The following is a 20,976-nucleotide window of genomic DNA, read 5'->3' as shown; positions in this document are numbered from 1 at the left end:
GGCCGTGAATCCGAACGGCTTCAAGGACAAGGGACGCATCGTCATCGTCGGCGCTTCGCTGGCCGGACTGCGTGCCGCCGAAGCGCTGCGCGATGAGGGTTTTCGGGGTGAGCTGACCATCGTCGGCGACGAGCCGGACGAGCCGTATGACCGGCCGCCGTTGTCCAAGCAGGTGCTCAAGGGCTGGGTGCCAGCCGATCACACCAAGCTGCCGCGGCTGCGTGCGGTGGATGCCACCTGGCGTCTCGGGGTGGCCGCGACCGCGCTGGACCGGGCCAACCAGGTGGTTCGCCTGGCCGACGGTAGCGAAGTATCGGGTGACAGCCTGCTGATCGCGACGGGTGTGCGGTCGCGGCGATGGCCCAACCCGGACGAGGCCGCGCTGCACGGCGTCTACACCCTGCGCACCAGGGCGGACGCCGCGCGATTGCAGGCGGCGTTGGCCGCCCGTCCGCGCCGGGTGCTGATCATCGGTTCGGGGTTCATCGGATCGGAGGCCGCCTCGGTCTGCCGCGAACTCGACCTGGAGGTCACGGTCACCGAGCGGGGTCCGGCGCCGCTGAGCGGTCCGTTGGGCGGTGTGATCGGTGCGATCGCTGCCGAGATGCAGCGCGACGCCGGGGTGGATCTGCGCACCGGGGTCTCGGTGCTCGCGCTGGATGGAGATGCCGAAGGCCGGGTACGGCGCGCCCGGCTCTCCGATGGCAGCACCCTCGACGTCGACGTGGTGCTGACGTCGCTGGGGTCGGTCCGCAACGTCGAGTGGCTCGAGGGCGCCGGGTTGGCGGCCGGGTTCTGGGGCGTGGGGTGCGACGCCGGGTGCCGCGCGTTCGATATCAACGCCGTGGTGACCAACCGCATCTTCGTGGCCGGTGACATCGCCCGGGCACCGCATGTCCTTTACGACTATGAGTTCCTGGCGATGGAGCACTGGGACAACGCCGTGCTGGGCGCGCGGGTCGCGGCACACAACATGGTGTGCGACGAGGTCGATCGCTGGGCGCACCTGCTGGTCCCCCAGTTCTGGTCGGCCCAATTCGGCGTCAACATCAAATCCGTTGGCGTGCCGTCGTTCGGCGACGAGATCGTCTTCACCCAGGGCTCGGTCGGACAGCGCCGGTTCGCCGCGGCCTACGGCCGCCGCGGGCGCATCGTCGGTGCGGTCACCTTCAACCATGCGAAATGGATCGACTTCTACCGCGACCAGATCGCGCGTTCGGGACCGTTCCCGCCGCATCCGCCGGGTTTCGACTTCCCGGAGAACATGCGCGTGATGCCGGCCGACTTCCCCGCGCGCGGCGTTCCGACCGAGACCCCCGACGTGGTGTTGACGGGACACGACCCCAGCGAACGGCGCGCGGAATTCCGGCCCCGATGAGTGAGGACCTCTGCATGACTCCCGAGGAAGCCTTCGACGCCGCGATGCGGTACGAAAACCGCGCGAATCCCTATCCGTACTTCGACGAGTTGCGCAAGACGCCGGTGGTGCGGGTGTCGGGCGGCATCTATGCGGTCACCGGGTACGAGGAGCTGATGGCGCTGGCCCACGACCCGCGCGTGAGTTCCGACCTGCGCAAGGGACGCCCGGCGGGCGTCGGCCGCAATCGGCTGGGCGCGCAAGAGTCCTCGGTCGAGATGGTCTCGGAAATTACCGGGTCCTACGGCCGGGAGGCGAGCTTCATCGCGCAGGACCCGCCCGACCATGACCGGGCGCGCCGCCAGTGCATGCGCTTTTTCGGGCCACCGGATTCGCCCGACCTGATTCCGGGCCAAGAGCCATTCTGCCAGCAGATCGTCAACGAAATGCTCGACAAGGCAACGGGTAAGACCCGGATGGACGCGGTCGACGAGTTCGCTTATCCGCTGCCGGTCAATGTGATCTGCCGAATCATGGGTATACCCGTCGAGGACGAACCCCAGTTTCACGCCTGGGTCACCGACATCGCTTCCGGCCTGTTCGATCTCGGCCCCGACATCCAAACCGAGGAAGGTCAGGCCCGGCGCGCCCAGGGCGAAGCCGCCGACGTCGAACTCAACGAGTACATCGTCGGGCTGGTCGAGAAGGCCGCGAAATCCCCAGGCCCCGGCATGATTTCGCAGTTGGTCCACGACGATGGGCCCGACGGGCAGATGTCGACGAGTGCGATCGTCAACAACACCATCCTCTTGTTCGTCGCCGGTCACGACTCAACGGTCAATCTGATCTCGCATTGCATTCTCACCGTGTTGCGCAACCCATGGTCGGTCGAATTACTCTGCAACGAACCGGAATTGATCCCCGGTGCCATCGAAGAAGTGCTGCGCCTGCAGTCGTCGGTGCAATTCTTCCCGACGCGTTCGGCGCTGGCCGACATCGATATCGCCGGCACGACCATCCCGAAAGGCGCGCCCATCTATCTCATGTACGGTGCCGCCAACCGGGACCCGCGCCGCTTCGCGGACCCCAACACGTTCGACCCGCGGCGTGCCGACAACGAGCACGTGGGTTGGGGCCGCGGCATTCACGTGTGTTTCGGTGGCCCGCTGGCCCGGCTGGAGGTCAACACCGCGTTCGAGGTTTTCCTGCGCCGGGTGAAAGGCCCACGGCTGGTTGAAGATCCGCCGCCCTACCGCATCAGTCAGGTGTTCCGCGGTCCGCGGCATCTGCCGGTCGACTACGACGAAATCCTGAGCCGGTAATCAGCCTGGCTTGGTCGCGGTGACCACGCGCGTTGCGAACCAGGGGCCGCCATACCACATCCGCCATCCGAGGTTGCGCCGCCGCACGTCGTGCCAGCCGAGTCGACGTAAGTAGCCGGCGTGGCGGTTCGTTTCCCAGAGGTCGGCGATCGCGAGTCGACCACCCGGGCGTAGCACCCGAACCGCTTCTTGCAGAGCCTTTCGCCGACCTTCGTGGGTGGCAATGTTGTGGATGGCCAGACTGCTGACGATCGCGTCGACGCTCTCGTCGGGCAACGGCAACGCGGTCATGTCGGCGGTCCGCACCTCGACGCGGTCGGCGACGCTTTCCAGATCCGCGTTGGACAGCGTCGACTGCTGCGAATTCTTGGTCTGGTCTGCGCGCCACAGGTCGACGCCGATCGCACGGCCCCGCGGCACCCGCTTGGCCGCGGCCAGCAACACCGCGCCGCGCCCGCAGCCGAGATCGAGCACGGTTTCGTCGCCTCGCAGCCCCAACTCGTCAAAGATCCGCTCCCACACCACGAATTTGCCGCGCCTGGTCGCGTAGATGTATGAGCCGGCTGTCGCAAGCACCTCGACCGCCGAGGCCGCGCCGAGTACCGCTGCCAGCCGGTTACCGCGAGCCAGGGCGACTCCGGCGCCCGCGAACAGGGCGGCGGAGATACCGATCACGCCGGTCACCTGCGCACCCGGTGAGACGTTACGGAAAGACCCGTCGTATCCGTATTCGCCGTGGTGCTGGCGCGCCAGCCCCATGTCCGCTGCCACTATGCCGCCCTCACCAGCGTCCGCGGTGGACGACTTCATCGAACGGACGCCGGTCCGGCTTGCGGATCGGAGCGATCGGGCGATCGGCCGGATAGCCGACGCCGAGCATGAAAGCCACCAGATAGTCGTCCGGAACACCCAGGATCGAACGCGCCTTCTCCTGATCCCCCACCGACGAGTGGCCGGTCCCGATGCCCAGGTCGGTGGCCGCGATCATCATCGCCATCGTCGCCTGGCCGACGTCGTAGTTGTCGGTCACCAGCCGGCGCTCGTCCGGCGGCACCGGCACCACCAATACGATCGCAGCCGGGGCCGATGCGATGTGACCGGCGCCGCGCCAGACCGTGGAAAGCTCCGTTAGCTGAGCCGGGTCGGTGACGATCACAAAGTCCCACGGCTGGCGGTTTTTCGCCGACGGTGCCCGCCATCCGGCCTCGACGATCCTGTTCAGGTCGTCGTCGGGCACCGGTTGCGGCTGGTATTGCCGAACATTGCGTCGCGCACAGATCGCGTCCCAGGTTTCCATCCCGTTCCTCTCGTCAGCGTGCGCCCATGCCGCGAATGCTGGTGTGCCGTGCCTTTTTCAAGCCCTATCTCAGGCTAGCCACACCGGATTCGTCAACGCGACCATCGCGCCGAGGCGACCGCGCCGCCCGTCGCGTACCTCGAGCCGGGCAAAACGCGCGGACGCGGCGTCGAGCTCCCACTGCAGCCTGCTCCCCGCCGAGGCTACCGTCGCGCGGCCGGCGCAGCCTGCCGCGGTGATCAGGGCGGCGGTGGTGCCGGGAGCGCCACTGATGACCGCGGTGACGGTCACCGCGTCGCCGGTTCGCACCCGCAGCCGTTGCCCGGGCCCGGCCACCTCGCCGCTCGGACAGCACGCGGTCAGCTCGCACGCGACATCGCGTGATGCCGCGATGTACGAGCGGCCGCGGCGCAGCCCGTCGATGATCGCCGACGTAGACAGTTCGTCGGCGTGCACGGCCGTCTGCGGCGCACCGACCACTTGTCGTTTGGCGTGCGAGTCGCTTCCGCCGACTGCGACGATGCGTCGGCCCTGTCGCAAGAGTCGTTGCCAAATACGAAGGGAGACTTCATCATCGACGTTCCATCGGCCGTTCCACACCTCCAGCGCGTCCACGTCGGCGAAGCCGAACTCCCACGCCGAGCCCGGCAACGGCGCGGCGGGATGGGCGGCGACCACCAAGCCGCCGGCCTGGCGCACCTCGGCGGCGAAGCGCGGGAACACCCCATCGCTGGGGCCGTAGCGCCAGTCGACCCAGCCGCCCGGGGGCAGGCCGGCCGCGAGCCAGTGTCCATGCCGCGTGGTGACCTCCACTCCGGCTATCACCAACAGCGACCCGGTGCGGCAGGTGGGCCATACCCGGTTGGCTGAATTGGTGTTGTGCTCGGTGGAGACGATGAAGTCGAGCCCGCCGGCGTGCGCGGCCGACACCAGTTCACCGGGATCGCGCTCACCGTCGGAGTGCTCGGTATGCAGGTGCAGATCACCGCGGTACCAGCGCGCTCCGACGGAGGCGGGTGTGAACACCGGCGATGCGTTCTGCGTCGCCGGCAGCCCGGCGGGCGGCTCGTAGTCCAACGTGACCCGCACCCGCCAGGCCATCCCCCACGGGCTGAGGACCACCGGGCCCAGCGCCACCGCCCACCCGCCCGGTTCGATCGGGCCGGCTAGGTAACCGGGCGTGGCGTAGGAGCTGGAGATCACGAACTCGTCGCGAGCCCCGCCCGACCAGCCCCTGAATCCGGCGGCATTGCCCAATTCGTGCCCAGCTGCCCCAAACATCCCCAGGTCCAACACATTTCGCGCCAGCCCGCCCATGCCGGAGTCGTGGGAGGTGGCCACCCGCACTTGTTGCACACCCGGTGGTACCTCGAACGGCAGGTAGGCCCAGCGGTAGATACCAAACCCAAACCGTCCCGAAAAGGCTATTTCGATTGCCGTGCCGTCGCGTTGCTCGGTGATGGCACCGGGCGCGACCCTGGCAATGCTCATGGCTTTCTCCTGTCGGCGCTTCGCCATTTCCGAGCCATTTCCGAGCCATTCCGGCCCACTCCGGCCCATTCCGGCGTCGATTACGCCCACAGCATTCGCCATGAAGGTCTAATCAGCCGTTACATCGACACGAACAACCGCTGTAGGGCTGGTGAGATCGCGCTGCGAATTACGTCCCCGAGCGCTGGGCGGCTACGAACAAGTTCCCGGGCACGTCGTTCTCGACCTCTTGCGCCGGCCTGCGGCCATAGCCGGCCATCAGGTCCAGCGACGGCGTCACCGTCACATCCCAGCCATGGCGGCCGAACCACTCGCCCACGTCTTCACGCTCCTCGAAGTACCACAATTCGTCGGTGCTGGGGACCTGGCGCTGCGGGTCCACTTTCGCGAACACCGCGCGGACGCGATCCATCCGCGCCCGTCGGCGCGCCCGGGCCTCGGGATCGAGAAACTTCGGCCCCAACGCCTCCACGCCGACCCGGCTGCCCGGGACGGTCAGCGCCTGCACGCGTTCGAACAACAGCTCCTGGGCCGCGGCCGGCAGATAGGGCATCAGCCCCTCGGCCGACCAGACACTCGGCCGTGAGGCGTCAAAACCGGCCTCCCGCAACGCCGTCGGCCAATCCTGGCGCAGGTCCACCGGGACCGCGACCCGGTTGCAGGCGGGTTCGGCCCCGTGTTCGGCCAGCGTCGATGCCTTGAAGTCCAGCACCCTGGGCTGGTCGAGCTCGTAGACCGTGATGCCGTTCGGCCACGGCAACCGCCAGGCCCGCGAGTCCAGGCCCGCCGCCAGAATCACGGCCTGGGAAATACCCGCCGTTGCCGCGTCCATAAAGAACGCATCGAAAAAGGCGGTTCGGGAGGCCATGTAACCGACCATCGCCTTCATCTGCTGTGCCAGATTGGGTTCGATTTCCAGCAGCTCGTCGGGCAGCTGTCCGGCGGAGTACCAGTTCCACACCCCGTCGCCGGCCGCATCGAGGAACACTCGCGCGAACGGGTCGCGGATCAGGGGATTGTCGCTCTCGGTCTCCGCCGCGCGGGACGCCGCGACGCCGAGCGCCGTCGCACCCACGCTCTCGGTGATCTCCCAGCTGTCGTTATCGGTCCTGGCCACGCTCACGTCCTCCCGGTTGACACCCGCCTTCGGCGACCCTACGTGAGCAAGCTGTCTGCAGCCTGTGCCCAGCTTGAGCGCCCGCTACCGTTTACCCGCAGGTGAACAAGCTGTCCGTCAGGTTCATGCGCACTTGCCCGAAGGTATCCGGTTAAGTTGTCGGCGGGCGGCTGACAGCGTGGCCCCGATCCGAAGGATCCTGACATGCGAGTTGACGGGCGCGACATCAGCGTCTCTGGCAGCTTGCTGCAACCGGTCAACCGACGCACCAACGATATTCTGCGGCTGATCCTGGCCACCGCGTTTCTGGCGGCGGTAATCACCGGTTCGCTGGTCACCCGCAGCCGCTGGATTCGGCTGGAGAAATCCATCTCGCGCATTGTCGGGGTCTTATCACCGACCCAAGCCGATGTGGTGTACCTGCTGTACGGATTCGCGATTCTGGCACTGCCGTTCATGATCCTGATCGGCCTGATCGTCGCCCGGCAATGGAAACTGTTGGGCGCCTACGGTGCCGCCGCGATTCTCGCCGCACTGCCCTTGTCGATCAGCAGCAACCGTCTCGCCGCACCCCGCTGGCATTTCGATGTCTCCGACCGGCTGAGCACCCTGCCGGCGCAATTCCTCGACGATCCGCGCTGGATCGCGATGCTGGCCGCGGTGCTGACGGTTTCCGGTCCCTGGCTACCCGCGCGCTGGCGGCACTGGTGGTGGACACTGCTGCTCGCGTTCGTCCCGATTCACCTCGTCATCAGCGCCATCGTCCCGGCCCGCTCCCTGCTGGGGTTGGCGGTGGGCTGGTTCGTCGGTGCGTTGGTGGTGCTGGCCGTCGGCACGCCCGCGCTGGAAGTGCCGTTGGTAGGCGCGGTCCGTGCGATGGCCAAGCGCGGCTTCGTTGTGTCGCGGCTGATGGTGGTCCGCCCCGCCGGGCCGGGTCCACTGGTGCTGTCGACCGATTCCGGGGATCCGAATTCGACGGCGGCGATCGAGCTGTACGGCCCGCACCAACGCAGCGGTGGCGCGCTGCGCGAACTGTGGCGCAAGCTGCGGCTGCGCGACGCGGAGACCGCGCCCTTCCAAGCGTCGATGAGCCGCGCCGTCGAGCATCGCGCGTTGATGGCCATCGCGATCGGCGAGGCGGGCGTGGCGAACACGTCGACGATCGCCTTTGCGGCCCTGGACCGCGGCTGGACGTTGTACGCGCACAGACCAGTTCGGGGTACCGCCCTCGACGAATGCACCAAGACCACGCCGGTGGCGCGGGTATGGGAATCGTTGCGAAAGTTGCACGAATATCAGATCTCGCACGGCGACCTGCGCTGCCACGAGATCACCGTCGAAGACGGCACGGTGCTGTTCGGCGGGTTCGGCAACGCCGAATACGGTGCCACTGACGCACAACTCCAGTCCGACCTGGCGCAGCTTCTGGTGACGACGACGGCACTTTACGACGCGAAGTCGGCGGTGCGGGCGGCGATCGACACCTTTGGTAAGGACGCCATCTTGACCGCGTCCCGTCGCCTCACCAAATCCGCTGTGCCCAAACGAGTGCGCAAGTCGGTCGGCGATGCGGCAGCCGTCATCTCGGCGGCCCGCGCCGAAGTCAAGTCCCAGACCGGTGCGGATCAGATCAAGAAGGAAACCATCACCCGGTTCACCCGCAGCCAGGTCGTCCAGCTGGTTCTGCTCGGTGCGCTGGTTTATGTCGCATACCCCTTCATCAGCACGGTGCCGACATTCTTTTCCGAACTGCGAACCGCGAACTGGTGGTGGGCGCTGCTGGGACTGTTCGTCTCGGCCTCGACGTATGTGGGTGCAGCCGCGGCGTTGTGGGCGTGCACGGACGGCACGGTGAACTTCTGGAAGCTGTCAATAGCGCAGGTAGCCAACACCTTTGCCGCGACTACCACTCCGGCCGGGGTCGGCGGCCTGGCGCTGAGTACCCGGATCTTGCAAAAGGGTGGCCTGTCTGTGATGCGGGCCACCGCCGCGGTGGCCTTGCAGCAATCGGTGCAGGTGATCATGCACCTGGTGTTGCTGATCTTGTTCAGCACCGTGGCGGGTGCGTCGATGGACCTTTCACATTTCGTTCCGGGCGCCACGGTGCTCTATCTGCTCGCGGGTGTGGCGCTGGGCATCATCGGGACATTCTTGTTCGTACCCAAGCTCCGGAGCTGGCTGGCGACGGCGGTGCGCCCGCGACTGCAGGAGGTGGCCAAGGATCTCGTCGAGCTGGTCCGAGAACCGCGGCGACTCTCGCTGATCGTAATGGGTTGTACCGGAACAACTCTCGGCGCAGCGCTGGCCCTGTGGGCTAGCGTGCAGGCCTTCGGTGGCGGGGCGACGTTCGTCACCTGCACCGTTGTGACGATGGTCGGCGGCACCCTTGCTTCGGCCGCCCCGACACCCGGCGGAGTGGGCGCCGTCGAGGCGGCCCTGATCGGTGGGTTGGCGGCCTTCGGTGTACCGGCCGCCGTCGGGGTGCCGTCGGTGCTGCTGTACCGGGTGCTGACCTGCTGGCTGCCGGTGTTCATCGGCTGGCCGGTGATGCGTTGGCTCGCCGACAACGACATGGTGTAGAGACACGCTCAGAATTCGTCGCTATCGGCGTGCACCATGACGAGTGCCATTGCCCGCCGGACACTTTCGCCCACTATGGCGGTGAGATAGACGAAGTAATAGCCCTCGGGCACCGACCGCGCCACCGTGATGGGGACGGTAACCACGGATGACCCGTCGGGGGCGAACTGGCCCGTCACCCGTGTAGTTGTGATGCCATCGGTAGCCGACACCCCGGCGAGGCTGTAGCCGCCGACATCGTCGGCCATTCGTTGGGCGTCGACATTGACGCTAGCCGTCCCGCCAGGTGCAATCGCCACGGGCTGCGCGACATTGAGCGTCATCGCCGAACCGCCGACGCCGAATGACGGTGGCGCCGAGTATTTACCGACGCCCCAGCCCATGTCCGGGTAGGCGGCCATCGAGAACGTGAGGTCGCCGCCGGTATGGATGATCGACTCGGGAAGAAAGGTGTTGTCGGTGGGCTTGCCGCCGACGGTCAGGCCGCTGATGTATTTCAGGTGGTTTGGGCCCGATGCTCCCGGCGCGGATATCTGGATGGAATGGCCTGCCGGAAGCCTGATTACGACGCGATCGAACAGCGGGGCGGTGAGCGTGAGGGTCGGCGTACCCGGAGTGCTGGGATACAGGCCGAGCGCTGCCCAGACATACCAGCTGGAGAGCGCGCCCAGGTCGTCGTTGCCCGGCGCACCGTCCGGCGTAGGCCCGAATAGCCCGCGCACCCGGTCGACCGTGAGCTGAGTCTTCCACGGCTGACCGATGTAGTTGTAGAGCCACGGCACCCCGAAGCCCGGCTCATTGCCGGCCCAGAGGTACGGCTCATTGGGACCCTCGTTGAGTTTCTTGGTGAAGCGGTCAAGCCGGCTGGCCACTGCCTGCCGGCCGCCCAGCGCTGTCACCAGGCCGGCAACATTGTGCGGTACCCACCACACGTATTGCTCGGCGTTACCCTCGTCGTATCCGATCTGGCCGAAAGTTGAAGCAGAATACGCGAATCCGGGACCGGCGGGAAAGAATCCCAGCACGTTTCGGGGAGAAACGTAACGAGTGGTCGGATTGAACAGGTTTTGCCAGTACTGCGATCGATTCTGGAATTGGGACGCGACCGCGGCGTCGCCGAGCGAGTCGGCGAATCGGGAGATGGCAAAGTCGTCGACCGACCATTCGAGCGTGATGGACGCATCGGCGATCCAGCCATCGGTGCCAAACTCGTACGTGAACGGTGCATAGCCCAACTCCCGATACCTGCCGATACCCGGTCGCTCCACGTACCCGTTCAGGCCAATACCGCCGTTCAACGCCGCATTAACCATGTAGCGCAACGCCGTTCGAGTGTCGAAGTCTTTGGCTCCGTAGGTGTAGAGATTGACGATGAGCGGTACCACGTTGTCTCCGCTCATCTCGCCGGTCGCCGCGTTAGCAAAGGACCAACGCGGAAGCGATCCGCTTTGTTCGGCGTCGTTGACGAGCGACTGCGCCATGTCGCTGGCTTGCTTCGGAAAGAGCAGTCCCTGTAGGGGTGCCAGGCTTCGGTAGGTGTCCCAGTCGGAGAAGTTCGCATACTGCGTGTGTCCCTTGGCGACCTGATGGACGGCGCCGTCGAATCCGATATAACTACCGTCCGCGTCGTTGAAGGTGTTGGGGTGCAACAGAGATCGGTAGAGGGCCGTATAGAACGTGTCGATGTTGGCAGTATTGCGGCCGGCCACGGCAATACGCGACAAAGTCGTGTTCCACTGCGAAGTTGCAGAGGCCCGCACCTCGTCGAAACTCGCCGCGCCTTCGGCAGCCAGGTTGGCGCGCGCCCCGTCGATGCCGACGTAGGAGATCGCGGTGCGGACCTCGACCGCCGACCCGGCCGGAAACTCGACGTAGCCTCCGCTGAAGGGCGAAACGGCAACGCGGGAACCGGCGGAGACCGAATAGCCGTCCCAGGTACCGTAGGAGGTGAACGGCTGGCTGAACTTCATCGCGAAATACACTGTGTACGCGTTGTTTTTGCCGCAGAATGCACCGCTGGTCGCCCATCCGGTGATCGTGGTGTTGTCTTCTCCGATTTGGATAGCCGCTCGGGAGTTGCCCGCCAACGAAGCGCCGGAGCGCACGTGCAACACGGCCGGCCGGCCGTCGTGCGGGTAGCTGAACCGGCCGACGCCGGTCCGGGTGGTGGCGGTCAGTTCCGCCGTCACTTCGGTATCGGGGAATCGCACTGCGTAGTAACCCGGCTCGCCCTGCTCCGTGTCATCGTGGGCGATCCGTTCCCAAGCGTTCCACGGTTGCGAGTGAGGCGGTGTGGTGGTCGGCAACATTGAGATATCGCCGAATGCCGCACAGCCCACCGACGCGTGCGTCATGCTGAACCCCGTCGAGCGCGGATTGTGGTAGTTGTAGCCGGCGTAGTTGTCGACGGTGTCCGGCGAGTACTGCACCATCCCGAAGGGCACGGAGGCGCCAGGAAAGTCGTTGATCTCGCCCACCGTCTCGCCCCCCGTGCCCGTTCCAATGAGCGTGTCGACATGCTCGACCGGATTCGCGACGAGCGCCGGTTCACCGTCGTACGCAATGGGCGGGGCGGCCGCGACGAACGTCATGAAGACAGCCGTCACCGCAACGAGTGCGATGAGGATCCTTCGCGACTTCATAGCTGTCTCTTACTGCATAACCGGGCCTCCGCGTGCGCGTTTTGCAAATGGATTTCGACAACCGGCGACCGGCGCACGCTCAGCGAGCCCTTATCGTGAGCCGATGGCTGCCGGGCCTGGGCGTTGGACGGCGATGACCTCGTCCTCTACCTGCCGGCACGACGCGACCCCGGCGGAAGGTCACCCGGCGCGCTCGCACCCCATATTCCGCTGGCCCAGCTCGCGCCGATGCTGCGCGGAAAAGGCTGCTCAACCAAGCGATTGGCCTTACGGTGGGGGCATGGCAGAAGAGTCGTACGCGATCGACGCCGGGCACCCGCCTTCGTTCCTGCTCAAGCTCATCAACCCGATGCTGGGCTTCCTGCTGCGCACACCGCTGGCCGGCCCGGCCCGCAAGCAGCTGATGGTGTTGAGCTTTACCGGCCGAAAGACGGGACGCCCGTTTACTATTCCGGTGAGCGCCCATGTGATCGACAACGGTCTATATGCGCTGACCGGTGCGCCGTGGAAGCAGAACTTCCGCGGCGGCGCGCCGGCCCAGGTCCTCTACGACGGCAAGTCGACCGCGATGAACGGCGAGCTGATCCGGGACCGCGCGATCGTCTCCGATCTCTACAAGCGCTGCGCCGACGGGTATGGCCCGCGGCGTGCCCAAACGATGATCGGGCTGAAGTTCCGCGATCAGCGGATCCCGACGCTCGAGGAGTTTGGCGAGGCGGTCGACCGCATGCACCTCGGTGCGGTCCGGCTTACCCCGGCGTCGTCCTGACTGCGACTGTGCAACGACGGCGTTGAGTGTGCAACGACGGCGTTGAGTGTGCAACGAGGCGTTGAGTGTGCGCCAGGGGCGAGAAATGGGCTGATTTCTCGCCCCTGGCGCACACTCGAGGGGCTCAGCCGGGTCGCGCACCCGCAGCGGCACGGGTCCGGGTGATCGTCGGCGGCTCGAACCCCGCTTCCGACACCGCCCGTCGCACCGCCTCACCGACCGCCTGCGCCTGATCGGTTGGCACCAGGGCGATCACACAACCCCCGAAACCACCGCCGGTCATCCGGGCGCCCAGGGCACCCGCGCGCACCGCGGTGTCAGCGATCAGATCGAGGTGCTCGGTGGTGATTTCGAAATCGTCGCGCATCGACGCGTGTGAGTCGGTCATCAGCCGTCCGGCCGCAGTGAAGTCCGAATCACACAGCGCGGCAACGAAATCGAGAACCCGTCGATTTTCGGTCAGCACATGACGAGCCCGGCGCACGTCGACCGGATCGCTCACCCCAGACAGCACCGTGGGCCCCCGGTCTTGAACCTCGCGCAGTGACGACACCGCGAGCTCCGCGGCCGCCCGCTCGCACGACGCGCGCCGAGCCGCATACTCGCCGCCGGCGTGCCGATGCCGCGCCCGGGAGTCGATCAGGAGCAGCGCGACGCCGCGGGCGTCGGGGTCGAAGGCTACCGCCTCGACGGTGACATCGCGAAAGTCGATCAGCAGCGCGCTCGACGGTTCTCCGAACAGCGCAGCCAATTGATCGAGCAAACCTGTTGGGGCGCCGACATATTCATTCTCGGCACGCTGAGCCAGCCGCGCCTGGGCTTTTCTGTCGAGGCGGACGTCGGCTACGGTGCTGAGCGCGCCCAGCACCGCACACTCCAGGGCCGCCGACGACGACAGGCCCGACCCCATCTGCACGTCGCTGGTGATCGACATCGCCCCACCCGGCACCGGATGGCCGGCCTGGCGCAGCGCCCACATCACCCCGGCCACATAACTCGCCCAGCCGACCAGATCGCCGGGAGCCGTGGCCAGCGGAATGCGCACCGCGGCGTCCGCGCGGTCGCTGGTCACGGTGATCGCATCGCCGCGGTCGGGGGCAAAGGTCACGACCGTGCGCTGTGGGAGCGCGATCGGCAGCGCGAATCCGAGGTTATAATCGGTGTGCTCCCCGATCAGGTTGATCCGGCCGGGCGCCGCGTAACGCACGGTCATGCGAGTTCCCGCAAGCGCTCGGCCACGCTTTCGGGCAGGACGTCGCCGATGAACGCACCCATCGCCGATTCGGAAGCCGCCAGGTACTTCAGCTTGGTGGCGCTGCGCCTGATCGACATCAGCTCGACGTGGCAGTAGCCGTCCGCCTGTGCATCGCTGTCGGTGTACTGATGCAGTGCCGAAATGTAAGGCAGCGGCGCCGAATACATCCGGTCGAACCGCCCCAGCACGTCGAGGTACAGCCGTGCGAACGCGTCGAGTTCGTCGTCGGTCAACGCGAGCAGGTTGCGCACAAACCTGTTCGGGTAGATGTGCACCTCGACCGGCCAGCGCGCCGCGAACGGCACGAACGCCGTGAACAGCTCGGTGCGCGCGACGATGCGGCTGCCGTCGGCGACCTCATGCGCCAGTAGGGTAGCAAAGAGGTTGTCGCCGTGCAGCTTTCGATGTTCGCGCGCCTGCTCGAGCATGGTGGCGGTTCGCGGCGTCAGGTATGGGTAGCCGTAGATCTGCCCATGCGGATGGCTCAGCGTGACCCCGATTTCCTCGCCACGGTTTTCGAAGCAGAAGACCTGCTCGATACCCGGGGTGGCCAACATGTCGGCGGTGCGGTGCCGCCAGGCGTCGACCACCAGCCGAGCGTGCGCGGGCGACAGCTCCGCGAACGAACCGGTGTGGTCACTGGAAAAACAGATCACCTCGGTGCGGCCGTGGCCGGGTGCGCAGACGAAGCCGTCGCCGCCGGGTGCGCCCAACGGCCGGCCGACGCCGGACAGGCTGGGGAACCGGTTCTCGAAGACGACGACGTCGTAGTCCGGCGCGGGCACCTCGCTGGTCAGTCCGGTGGGTCCCGGACACAGGGGGCACTGGTCGGCGGGCGGCTTGTAGGTGCGGTCTTGGCGCAGCGCGGCGATGATCACCCACTGGCCGGTCGAGCGGTCGAACCGCAACTGCGACTGGTCGGGGTTGCGCTCCGGCAAGGGTCTGCGATCGGCGACCGGTTCGGGCGAGTGTCCCGGCAATGCGAAGAACAACAGGTCACGGCCGTCGGCCAGTTTCGCCCGCGTCGGCGCTGTCACGAGTTCGAAGACTAGCCTGGTCGGCAGTGGTCAGGCAGCGGCGCGGCCCATAGGGGGAGCAGAGGAGAGGCGGTAGCGGGTGTCGGGTGGGCGCGAGGTGGACGAGCGCGGCCTCGGCGATACCCGAGATCTCGACGCCGCCGGCGGGCTGCGCGCAGCCACGATGTTGCACTACGAGCGAGCGCGAAATTGGTGGATCGGCTCCGATCCTGGACTGCTGCGGCTGCGGATGGCGACTCGCACGACGGCCGCGCTGGCCTGCTCGCTGGGGGTGCTGTTCGTGCTGACTCGGGCGACGGGGCAGCCGCTGACCGTCGCGTTGCTGGGCGTCGTGATCACGATGATCGCGGCCCGATCGGTCAACGAACCGGATCCACGTCAACAGCGCATCACGATGGCGCTGCTGCCGGTGCCCGCGGCCCTGTCCATCACCGCCGCCGCGGTGCTCGCCCCATACCCGGTGGCCGCCGACGCCGTGTTCGTGGCGGTCGTCTTCGCCGCGGTCTACGTCCGTCGCTTCGGGCCTCGCGGCCGGGCGCTCGGCATGGTCGCGTTTATGGCCTTTTTCTTCACGTTGTATCTGCGAGCAAGCCTTTCGGAGTTGCCGTGGATGATCGGCGCCGTGGTGGTGGGAACGGTGTGCACGTTCGTGATGAGCACCTACGTCATGCCCGATCGGCCAGAACGCGTGCTGCGCGCCACAATTCGGGCGCTGCGTGCGCGGATGGCCATCCTGGTCGGCACCACGGCCGAGGCGGTTCGTACCGGCCGGCTCGACGAACGGCGCCGACGCCACATGCGGGCCCGCACGATTCGGCTCAACGAGACCGCGCTGATGGTGCAGGGCCAGATCGAGGATTACGCCGATCCCGCCGTCCTGTGGCCTGGAGTCACCAGCCAGCAACTGGCGCCGTGGTTGTTCGACGCCGAACTCGCGATCGAATGGGTCGCCAATGCCGGGCGGACCGTGACAGCCGTCGCCGCGGAGAATCCCACCGCCATCCCGGACGGCACCCGCCTCGAACTGGTCGGGGCGCTCGACGAACTCGCGCGAGCGATCCGGATTCCGGCGCCCGGCCGTCTGCAGCAGGCCGCGAATCGCGCGCAGCGGATCCTCGACCAGCAGCCCGGGCCCACCGCCGACGACGACGCCGGCGAATTCGCGGTGCGCCGCCTTGCGCTGGCAATCATCAACGCCGCCAACGCAACTGCTGAAGTCCGCGCGATCGTCGAGCACGCCACCACCGGTGCCGTGTCCGGCCCCGGCAGCACCGAGCCGCCCGAACCGGACGACGCACAAGACGACCCGCAAGAAGACAACGCCGTTGCCGAAAAGGCCGACGGTGGGCTGCCGCAGACCACCCGGCAAGCCATCCAGGTGACGATCGCCGCGTCGTTGGCCATCATCACCGGCGAGTTGGTTTCGCCGGCCCGCTGGTTCTGGGCGGTGATCGCGGCATTCGTGATCTTCGCCGGCACCAACTCCTGGGGCGAAACGCTGACCAAGGGCTGGCAGCGGCTGTTCGGCACCATGCTCGGCGTGCCCTGCGGCATGCTGGCGGCCACGCTGTTCGCCGGTGACAAGACCGCATCGCTGGCCGCGATCTTTGTCTGCCTGTTCTGTGCCTTCTATTTCATGCCGGTCACCTACAGCCTGATGACCTTCTGGATCACCACCACGCTGGCGCTGCTGTACGGCTTGATGGGCCAATTCTCGGTCGGCGTACTGATGTTGCGGATCGAAGAAACAGCGATCGGCGCGGTGATCGGAGTGACGGTGGCGATCCTGGTGCTGCCGACCAACACCAGAACCGCGATCCGCGACGACACTCGGGCCTTCCTGCAGGCATTGGACTCGCTGATCGAGATCTCCACCGCGACGATGTTCGGCGAGGACGAAGCCGTCAGCCCGACCGCGCAAGCCCGCGAGCTCGACCGAAACCTGCAGCAGTTCCGGATTACCGCCAAACCGCTGCTGGCCGGGGTGGCCGGTCTTGCCGGGCGCCGCAGCATTCGGCGTGGCCTGCGCATCTTCACCGCGTGCGACCGCTACGGGCGCAGCCTGGCCCGCAGCAGCGAGCGCTACCAGGACACCGTCGGATCCCAACAGCTCGCGTTCGAATTGGGTAGAGCCTTCACCGCCGCCGCCGATCAGACCCGGCACAACATCGACGCGCTGATCGCCCTCGTCGACGGGGCCACCGCGGTGACGGTCGACTCCACGACCGATGCGCTCGACGCCGCCGAGGCGCTGGCCCGCCACCAAGACGGCGAGGACGGGCCGCATCCCGACACCCGGCGATTCCTCACCGCGGTGCACGCGCTTCGCCAGATCGAACGCGCCATCATCACCGCCGCGACCAACCTCGGCGCGCACGACACCCCAAAACTGTCCGGCTCGACCACGAGCTGAGCCCCGGGGCTCGCGCACGCGCGGAGTTGGCAAGCTCTAGCTACACCAGGAAGGCAGCGAGCGCATGGACATCTCCGGCAACACCATCTTCATCCCGGGCTCGACCAGCGGGGTCGGGTACCAGGACAAGGTGATCGCGGCGCTCACCGCCAGCGACCCGCACGGCAAATAGCCGACATTTAGTCTGATGTGTATGCCCAGGCGCGGGTAAGCGCTAGCATCTCCTCACGGTCCGCGATCCCCCGAGGAGCACATCCATCGCTAGTGTCAACCTCCCGCCGGGGTTCGACTTCACCGATCCCGACATCTACGCCCACCGGTTACCGGTGCAGGAGTTGGCCGAACTGCGCCGGGCGGCGCCGATCTGGTGGAATGAGCAGCCGCTCGATCGGGGTGGGTTCGCAGACGGCGGCTACTGGGTGGTGACCAAACACCGCGACATTCGCGAGGTGTCGTTGCGCACTGACGTTTTCTCGTCGGCATCGAAATCCATCGTGCCGCGCTACCGGGAAGACCAGGCGCAGGGTCAGATCGAAGCCGGCCGGGCGTCGATGATCATGATGGACGATCCCGAACACAGCCGGTTGCGCAAGATCGTGGCGCGCGGCTTCACCCCGCGGGCTGTCGAGCGGCTGCGTGCCGACCTCAATGAGCGGGCGTGGCAGATCGCCCAGCAAGCCAAGGCGGAAGGCTCGGGCGACTTCGTGTTGCAGGTGGCCTGCGAGTTGCCGCTGCAGGCCATCGCGGGGCTGCTCGGGGTGCCGGCCGAGGACCGCGGCAAGCTGTTCGACTGGTCCAACAAGATGATCGGAAGTGACGACCCGGAGTTCGCCGACCACGACGCGCTCACCTCGGCGGGCGAATTGATGTGGTATGCAATGCAATTGGCGGCTCGCAAGGCCGAGAACCCGGGCGACGACATCGTCACGGCGCTGGTGGCAGCCGGCGCCGACGGGGACGGGCTTTCCGACGCGGAGTTCGGCATGTTCGTGGTCACGCTGGGCATCGCCGGCAACGAGACCACCCGCAACTCGATCACGCAGGGGATGATGGCCTTTACCGACTACCCCGAGCAGTGGGAGCTGTTCAAGGCGCAACGACCCAAGACCGCGGCCGACGAGATCATCCGGTGGGCCACCCCGATCACTGCGTTTCAGCGCGCCGCGCTGGCCGACACCGAGCTCGGCGGTGTGACGATCAAGAAGGGTCAGCGGGTGGTGATGTTCTACCGCTCCGCCAATTTCGACGAAGAGGTCTTCGACGACCCCTACGTGTTCAACGTGTTACGGAGCCCGAACCCACATCTGGGATTCGGTGGTACCGGCGCTCACTACTGCATCGGTGCCAACCTGGCCCGGATGACGATCGACATCATGTTCAATGCGATCGCCGACCACCTGCCCGACCTGGTCTCCGCGGGAGATCCGCAGCGGCTGCGGTCACCGTTCATCAACGGCATCAAACACTGGCAGGTCGACTACACGCGTTGAGAGCGTACGCCTCGATAGGCCGGTCGTACCCGCGCAGATCCAACCGCCGCCGCGGTGCGGCCCCCATCATCTCGTCGGCCACTCCGGATGCGACGAGCAAGTCCCCACCGGCGGCGTGTTGTTGCATTCGGGCCGAGACGTTGACCGGATCACCGAGGGCGGTGAAATCCACCACCGCTCCGCCGACGTTGCCGACGTACGCAACCCCGGCGTTGACCGCCACACCCAGCTGCAGCCAAGGCTTCTCGTCCTCGCCATACCCGACCGCCCGAAGGAGCTCCATTCCCGCCAGCACCGCGCGACGCCGGTATTGGGGCCCACTGATGCCGCGCACGAAAAACGCCATGACCTCGTCACCGATGAGTTTGTCGAGCACCGCGTCATGGCGTAGCAGCGTGCGAGTCGCCGCGGTGTAGAACCGGTTGAGCAGCCCGGCGAAGTCCGCGGCCGCGCCGTGCCGACCCAGCGCGGTGGAACCGCGAATGTCGGCGAACAACACCGCGATGTCCACCTCGGCGCCACCGGGGGGAAGAACGTCACAACAGCGACTGCACAGATTCGGGTTCTTGCGCGACGGACTGAACCCTGCCGCGGCCAATACGCGTCCTGCCGGCCCACCAAAGGGGTTGTTGCACACCTTGCAGCGCGGAGCCGATGGCAGGTAGCGAAACACTCGTCGCGCCCTCACCAGCGGAGCGTGCCCTTCCGTTAACACCTTGTCCCACCGCCGCTTTGGAGCCACCGCGGCGGCCACGGGCTCGAAATTACTGACAATCATGACGCCATTGTCGGCTCCACGCCGCACCGACGCATGAGGCATTCGCCCCAAAACTGCTCATGGAACGCACGAATCCGGCACGCGCCTCGTTGACACTCGTACAACATGGCCATACATTATCCGGAAGTTGTCCGCGAGCTGGTGCCCCGCGGATTCCGGGCTAAGGAGACCGCCATGGCCGTCGGTACTGCTCCCCCAAGTGTTTTCGACGCTGACCTCCCCACCCTGAGCTACGACGCCGCGGAAACTCCGGCGGACATCTACCCGCGCATCGAAGCGGTCCAACAACAGAGCCCCGTCGCGATCGGGCCGTTCGGACCCGAGGTGCTCTCCTACCCGCTGGTGCGCGCCGTCCTACGCGACACCCGGTTCCAGATCCCACCCGGCATCAATCTGCTGGTCCAGGGCATCACGTCGGGCCCGCTGTGGGACAAGGTGGTCAACAGCCTGTTGTGCCTGGAAGGCGACCAACACCATCGGCTGCGGAGTCTGACGTCCAAGGCGTTCACCCCCAAAGCGACCCTGCGCCTGCACGACACGATGGCCGACCTGATGAACGAACTCGTCGATCAGGTCGCCGACGCCGGGCGCTGCGACGTGGTCACCGACATCGCCCGCCCCTACCCCGTCCCGATCATCTGCGCGCTGCTCGGTGCACCGCGTGAGGATTGGCAACAGTTTTCGCTGTGGGCCGACGAAATCTTCAAGGCCTTCACCTTCAGCGCCGACATCCGCGAGCTCGAGCCCGGCGTCATGCGTGCCTGGGCCGAGCTCGACGACTACGTCGACGACATGGTCGCCCGGCGCCGGCACAGCCTGACCGACGACCTGCTGTCCGACCTCATCCGCGCCGAGGATGACGGCGATCGCCTCAACGCCGCCGAACTGCGCATGCTTGCCGGAGGTCTGTTGTTGGCGGGGACGGACACCACCCGCAACCAGGTGGGTGCCTCGGTGCAAGTCCTGTGCGAGCACCCTGAGCAGTGGCAGTTGCTTAAGCAGAATCCAGCACTGGCCATGCGCGCGGTCGAGGAGACCATGCGCCACTCCCCGATCGCCTGCGGGACGCTGCGACTGGTGGTCGAGGACGCCGACCTCGACGGCTATCTTTTCCCCGCCGGCACCATGGTGTTGGTGAACACCGCTGCGGCCAACCGCGATCCCGATGTGTACGACGCCCCGAATCGCGTCGACATCACCCGCGCCGGAGCACCGCCCATCCTTACCTTCGGCGGCGGCATTCACTACTGCCTGGGCGCCAACCTGGCCCGCCGTGAGCTCGCCGAGGCGCTGACCGTTCTGTCTCAGCGACTGGTGCACCCGCGCATCACCGGGCCGGTGCCGTGGAAGCCGATGGTGAGTTTGAGCGGGCCGACGAGCCTGCCCATCGAGTTCGATATGCAGCGATAGTCCGCACTGTGCTGCGCG

15 protein-coding genes are annotated in these 20,976 nt (G+C 66.7%); 7 read left to right on the top strand and 8 right to left on the bottom strand.

What is annotated here, in order from left to right; genetic code table 11:
• The first annotated feature begins 4 nt into the window (after positions 1-4).
• The gene (locus MJO58_RS04370) at positions 5-1,378 is read left to right on the top strand and encodes an NAD(P)/FAD-dependent oxidoreductase (protein ID WP_090600179.1); all 1,374 of its coding nucleotides are present in this window, start codon (positions 5-7) and stop codon (positions 1,376-1,378) included.
• A gap of 14 nt (positions 1,379-1,392) precedes the next feature.
• A complete protein-coding gene (locus MJO58_RS04365) occupies positions 1,393-2,679 on the top strand; it encodes a cytochrome P450 (protein WP_239722115.1) in 1,287 nt (428 codons plus the stop codon).
• On the opposite strand, the gene MJO58_RS04360 is transcribed toward MJO58_RS04365, so the two are convergent.
• The 4 genes from MJO58_RS04360 to MJO58_RS04345 form a co-directional block, all read right to left on the bottom strand.
• On the bottom strand, positions 2,680-3,438 hold the full coding sequence (locus MJO58_RS04360) for a class I SAM-dependent methyltransferase (protein WP_090608454.1): 759 nt from the start codon (positions 3,436-3,438) through the stop codon (positions 2,680-2,682).
• Between the two features lie 22 nt (positions 3,439-3,460).
• The gene (locus MJO58_RS04355; RefSeq protein ID WP_090600175.1) at positions 3,461-3,976 is read right to left on the bottom strand and encodes a nitroreductase family protein; all 516 of its coding nucleotides are present in this window, start codon (positions 3,974-3,976) and stop codon (positions 3,461-3,463) included.
• A 69-nt stretch (positions 3,977-4,045) separates the two neighbouring features.
• Positions 4,046-5,467, bottom strand: coding sequence for a CehA/McbA family metallohydrolase (locus MJO58_RS04350; protein ID WP_239722114.1), 1,422 nt, complete (start codon positions 5,465-5,467; stop codon positions 4,046-4,048).
• A gap of 169 nt (positions 5,468-5,636) precedes the next feature.
• Positions 5,637-6,584 (bottom strand): class I SAM-dependent methyltransferase, encoded by a 948-nt coding sequence (locus MJO58_RS04345; protein ID WP_090608452.1) that lies wholly within the window; start codon positions 6,582-6,584, stop codon positions 5,637-5,639.
• Between the two features lie 204 nt (positions 6,585-6,788).
• On the opposite strand from MJO58_RS04345, the gene MJO58_RS04340 reads away from it, so the two are divergent.
• Positions 6,789-9,164, top strand: a complete 2,376-nt coding sequence (locus tag MJO58_RS04340) for a lysylphosphatidylglycerol synthase transmembrane domain-containing protein (protein WP_239722113.1) — start codon at positions 6,789-6,791, stop codon at positions 9,162-9,164.
• Positions 9,165-9,172: 8 nt separating this feature from the next.
• Here the strand turns inward: MJO58_RS04340 and MJO58_RS04335 are convergent, their stop codons facing one another.
• A complete protein-coding gene (locus MJO58_RS04335) occupies positions 9,173-11,806 on the bottom strand; it encodes a GH92 family glycosyl hydrolase (RefSeq protein ID WP_239722112.1) in 2,634 nt (877 codons plus the stop codon).
• 280 nt (positions 11,807-12,086) lie between these two features.
• On the opposite strand from MJO58_RS04335, the gene MJO58_RS04330 reads away from it, so the two are divergent.
• Positions 12,087-12,575 carry a hypothetical protein gene (locus MJO58_RS04330; RefSeq protein ID WP_090600157.1) on the top strand — a complete coding sequence of 163 codons (489 nt, stop codon included), beginning with the start codon at positions 12,087-12,089 and terminating at the stop codon, positions 12,573-12,575.
• A 124-nt stretch (positions 12,576-12,699) separates the two neighbouring features.
• Here MJO58_RS04330 and MJO58_RS04325 read toward each other — a convergent pair whose 3' ends face one another.
• Entirely contained in the window at positions 12,700-13,788 is a 1,089-nt protein-coding gene (locus MJO58_RS04325; protein WP_239722111.1) for a galactokinase, read from the bottom strand.
• Positions 13,785-14,867 (bottom strand): galactose-1-phosphate uridylyltransferase, encoded by a 1,083-nt coding sequence (gene galT / locus MJO58_RS04320; protein WP_420845311.1) that lies wholly within the window; start codon positions 14,865-14,867, stop codon positions 13,785-13,787. Before galT ends, MJO58_RS04325 begins: the two co-directional genes overlap by 4 nt.
• 163 nt (positions 14,868-15,030) lie before the next feature.
• On the opposite strand from galT, the gene MJO58_RS04315 reads away from it, so the two are divergent.
• Positions 15,031-17,280: an FUSC family protein gene (locus MJO58_RS04315; protein WP_239723163.1), complete on the top strand. Its 2,250-nt coding sequence runs from the start codon at positions 15,031-15,033 to the stop codon at positions 17,278-17,280.
• Positions 17,281-17,537: 257 nt separating this feature from the next.
• Positions 17,538-18,770: a cytochrome P450 gene (locus tag MJO58_RS04310; protein WP_239723162.1), complete on the top strand. Its 1,233-nt coding sequence runs from the start codon at positions 17,538-17,540 to the stop codon at positions 18,768-18,770.
• On the opposite strand, the gene MJO58_RS04305 is transcribed toward MJO58_RS04310, so the two are convergent.
• Positions 18,739-19,548 carry an adenylate/guanylate cyclase domain-containing protein gene (locus tag MJO58_RS04305; RefSeq protein ID WP_239722110.1) on the bottom strand — a complete coding sequence of 270 codons (810 nt, stop codon included), beginning with the start codon at positions 19,546-19,548 and terminating at the stop codon, positions 18,739-18,741. The genes MJO58_RS04310 and MJO58_RS04305 overlap by 32 nt on opposite strands.
• Before the next feature lie 174 nt (positions 19,549-19,722).
• Between MJO58_RS04305 and MJO58_RS04300 the strand changes: the two genes are divergently transcribed.
• Positions 19,723-20,958 (top strand): cytochrome P450, encoded by a 1,236-nt coding sequence (locus MJO58_RS04300; protein ID WP_090600136.1) that lies wholly within the window; start codon positions 19,723-19,725, stop codon positions 20,956-20,958.
• The last annotated feature ends 18 nt before the right edge of the window (positions 20,959-20,976 follow it).

This window comes from Mycobacterium lentiflavum, assembly GCF_022374895.2.
Classification (GTDB): Bacteria; Actinomycetota; Actinomycetes; order Mycobacteriales; family Mycobacteriaceae; genus Mycobacterium; species Mycobacterium lentiflavum.
The sequence above is the reverse complement of the archived record's forward strand: the minus strand, read 5'-3'. Positions and strand labels throughout refer to the sequence as shown.

Coding starts and splice junctions, on each gene's coding strand:
- MJO58_RS04365 (WP_239722115.1), top strand. CDS start 1,393: ATGACTCCCGAGGAAGCCTTCGACGCCGCGATGCGGTACGAAAACCGC.
- MJO58_RS04360 (WP_090608454.1), bottom strand. CDS start 3,438: ATGGGGCTGGCGCGCCAGCACCACGGCGAATACGGATACGACGGGTCT.
- MJO58_RS04355 (WP_090600175.1), bottom strand. CDS start 3,976: ATGGAAACCTGGGACGCGATCTGTGCGCGACGCAATGTTCGGCAATAC.
- MJO58_RS04350 (WP_239722114.1), bottom strand. CDS start 5,467: ATGAGCATTGCCAGGGTCGCGCCCGGTGCCATCACCGAGCAACGCGAC.
- MJO58_RS04340 (WP_239722113.1), top strand. CDS start 6,789: ATGCGAGTTGACGGGCGCGACATCAGCGTCTCTGGCAGCTTGCTGCAA.
- MJO58_RS04335 (WP_239722112.1), bottom strand. CDS start 11,806: ATGAAGTCGCGAAGGATCCTCATCGCACTCGTTGCGGTGACGGCTGTC.
- MJO58_RS04330 (WP_090600157.1), top strand. CDS start 12,087: ATGGCAGAAGAGTCGTACGCGATCGACGCCGGGCACCCGCCTTCGTTC.
- MJO58_RS04325 (WP_239722111.1), bottom strand. CDS start 13,788: ATGACCGTGCGTTACGCGGCGCCCGGCCGGATCAACCTGATCGGGGAG.
- MJO58_RS04315 (WP_239723163.1), top strand. CDS start 15,031: ATGTTGCACTACGAGCGAGCGCGAAATTGGTGGATCGGCTCCGATCCT.
- MJO58_RS04305 (WP_239722110.1), bottom strand. CDS start 19,548: ATGATTGTCAGTAATTTCGAGCCCGTGGCCGCCGCGGTGGCTCCAAAG.
- MJO58_RS04300 (WP_090600136.1), top strand. CDS start 19,723: ATGGCCGTCGGTACTGCTCCCCCAAGTGTTTTCGACGCTGACCTCCCC.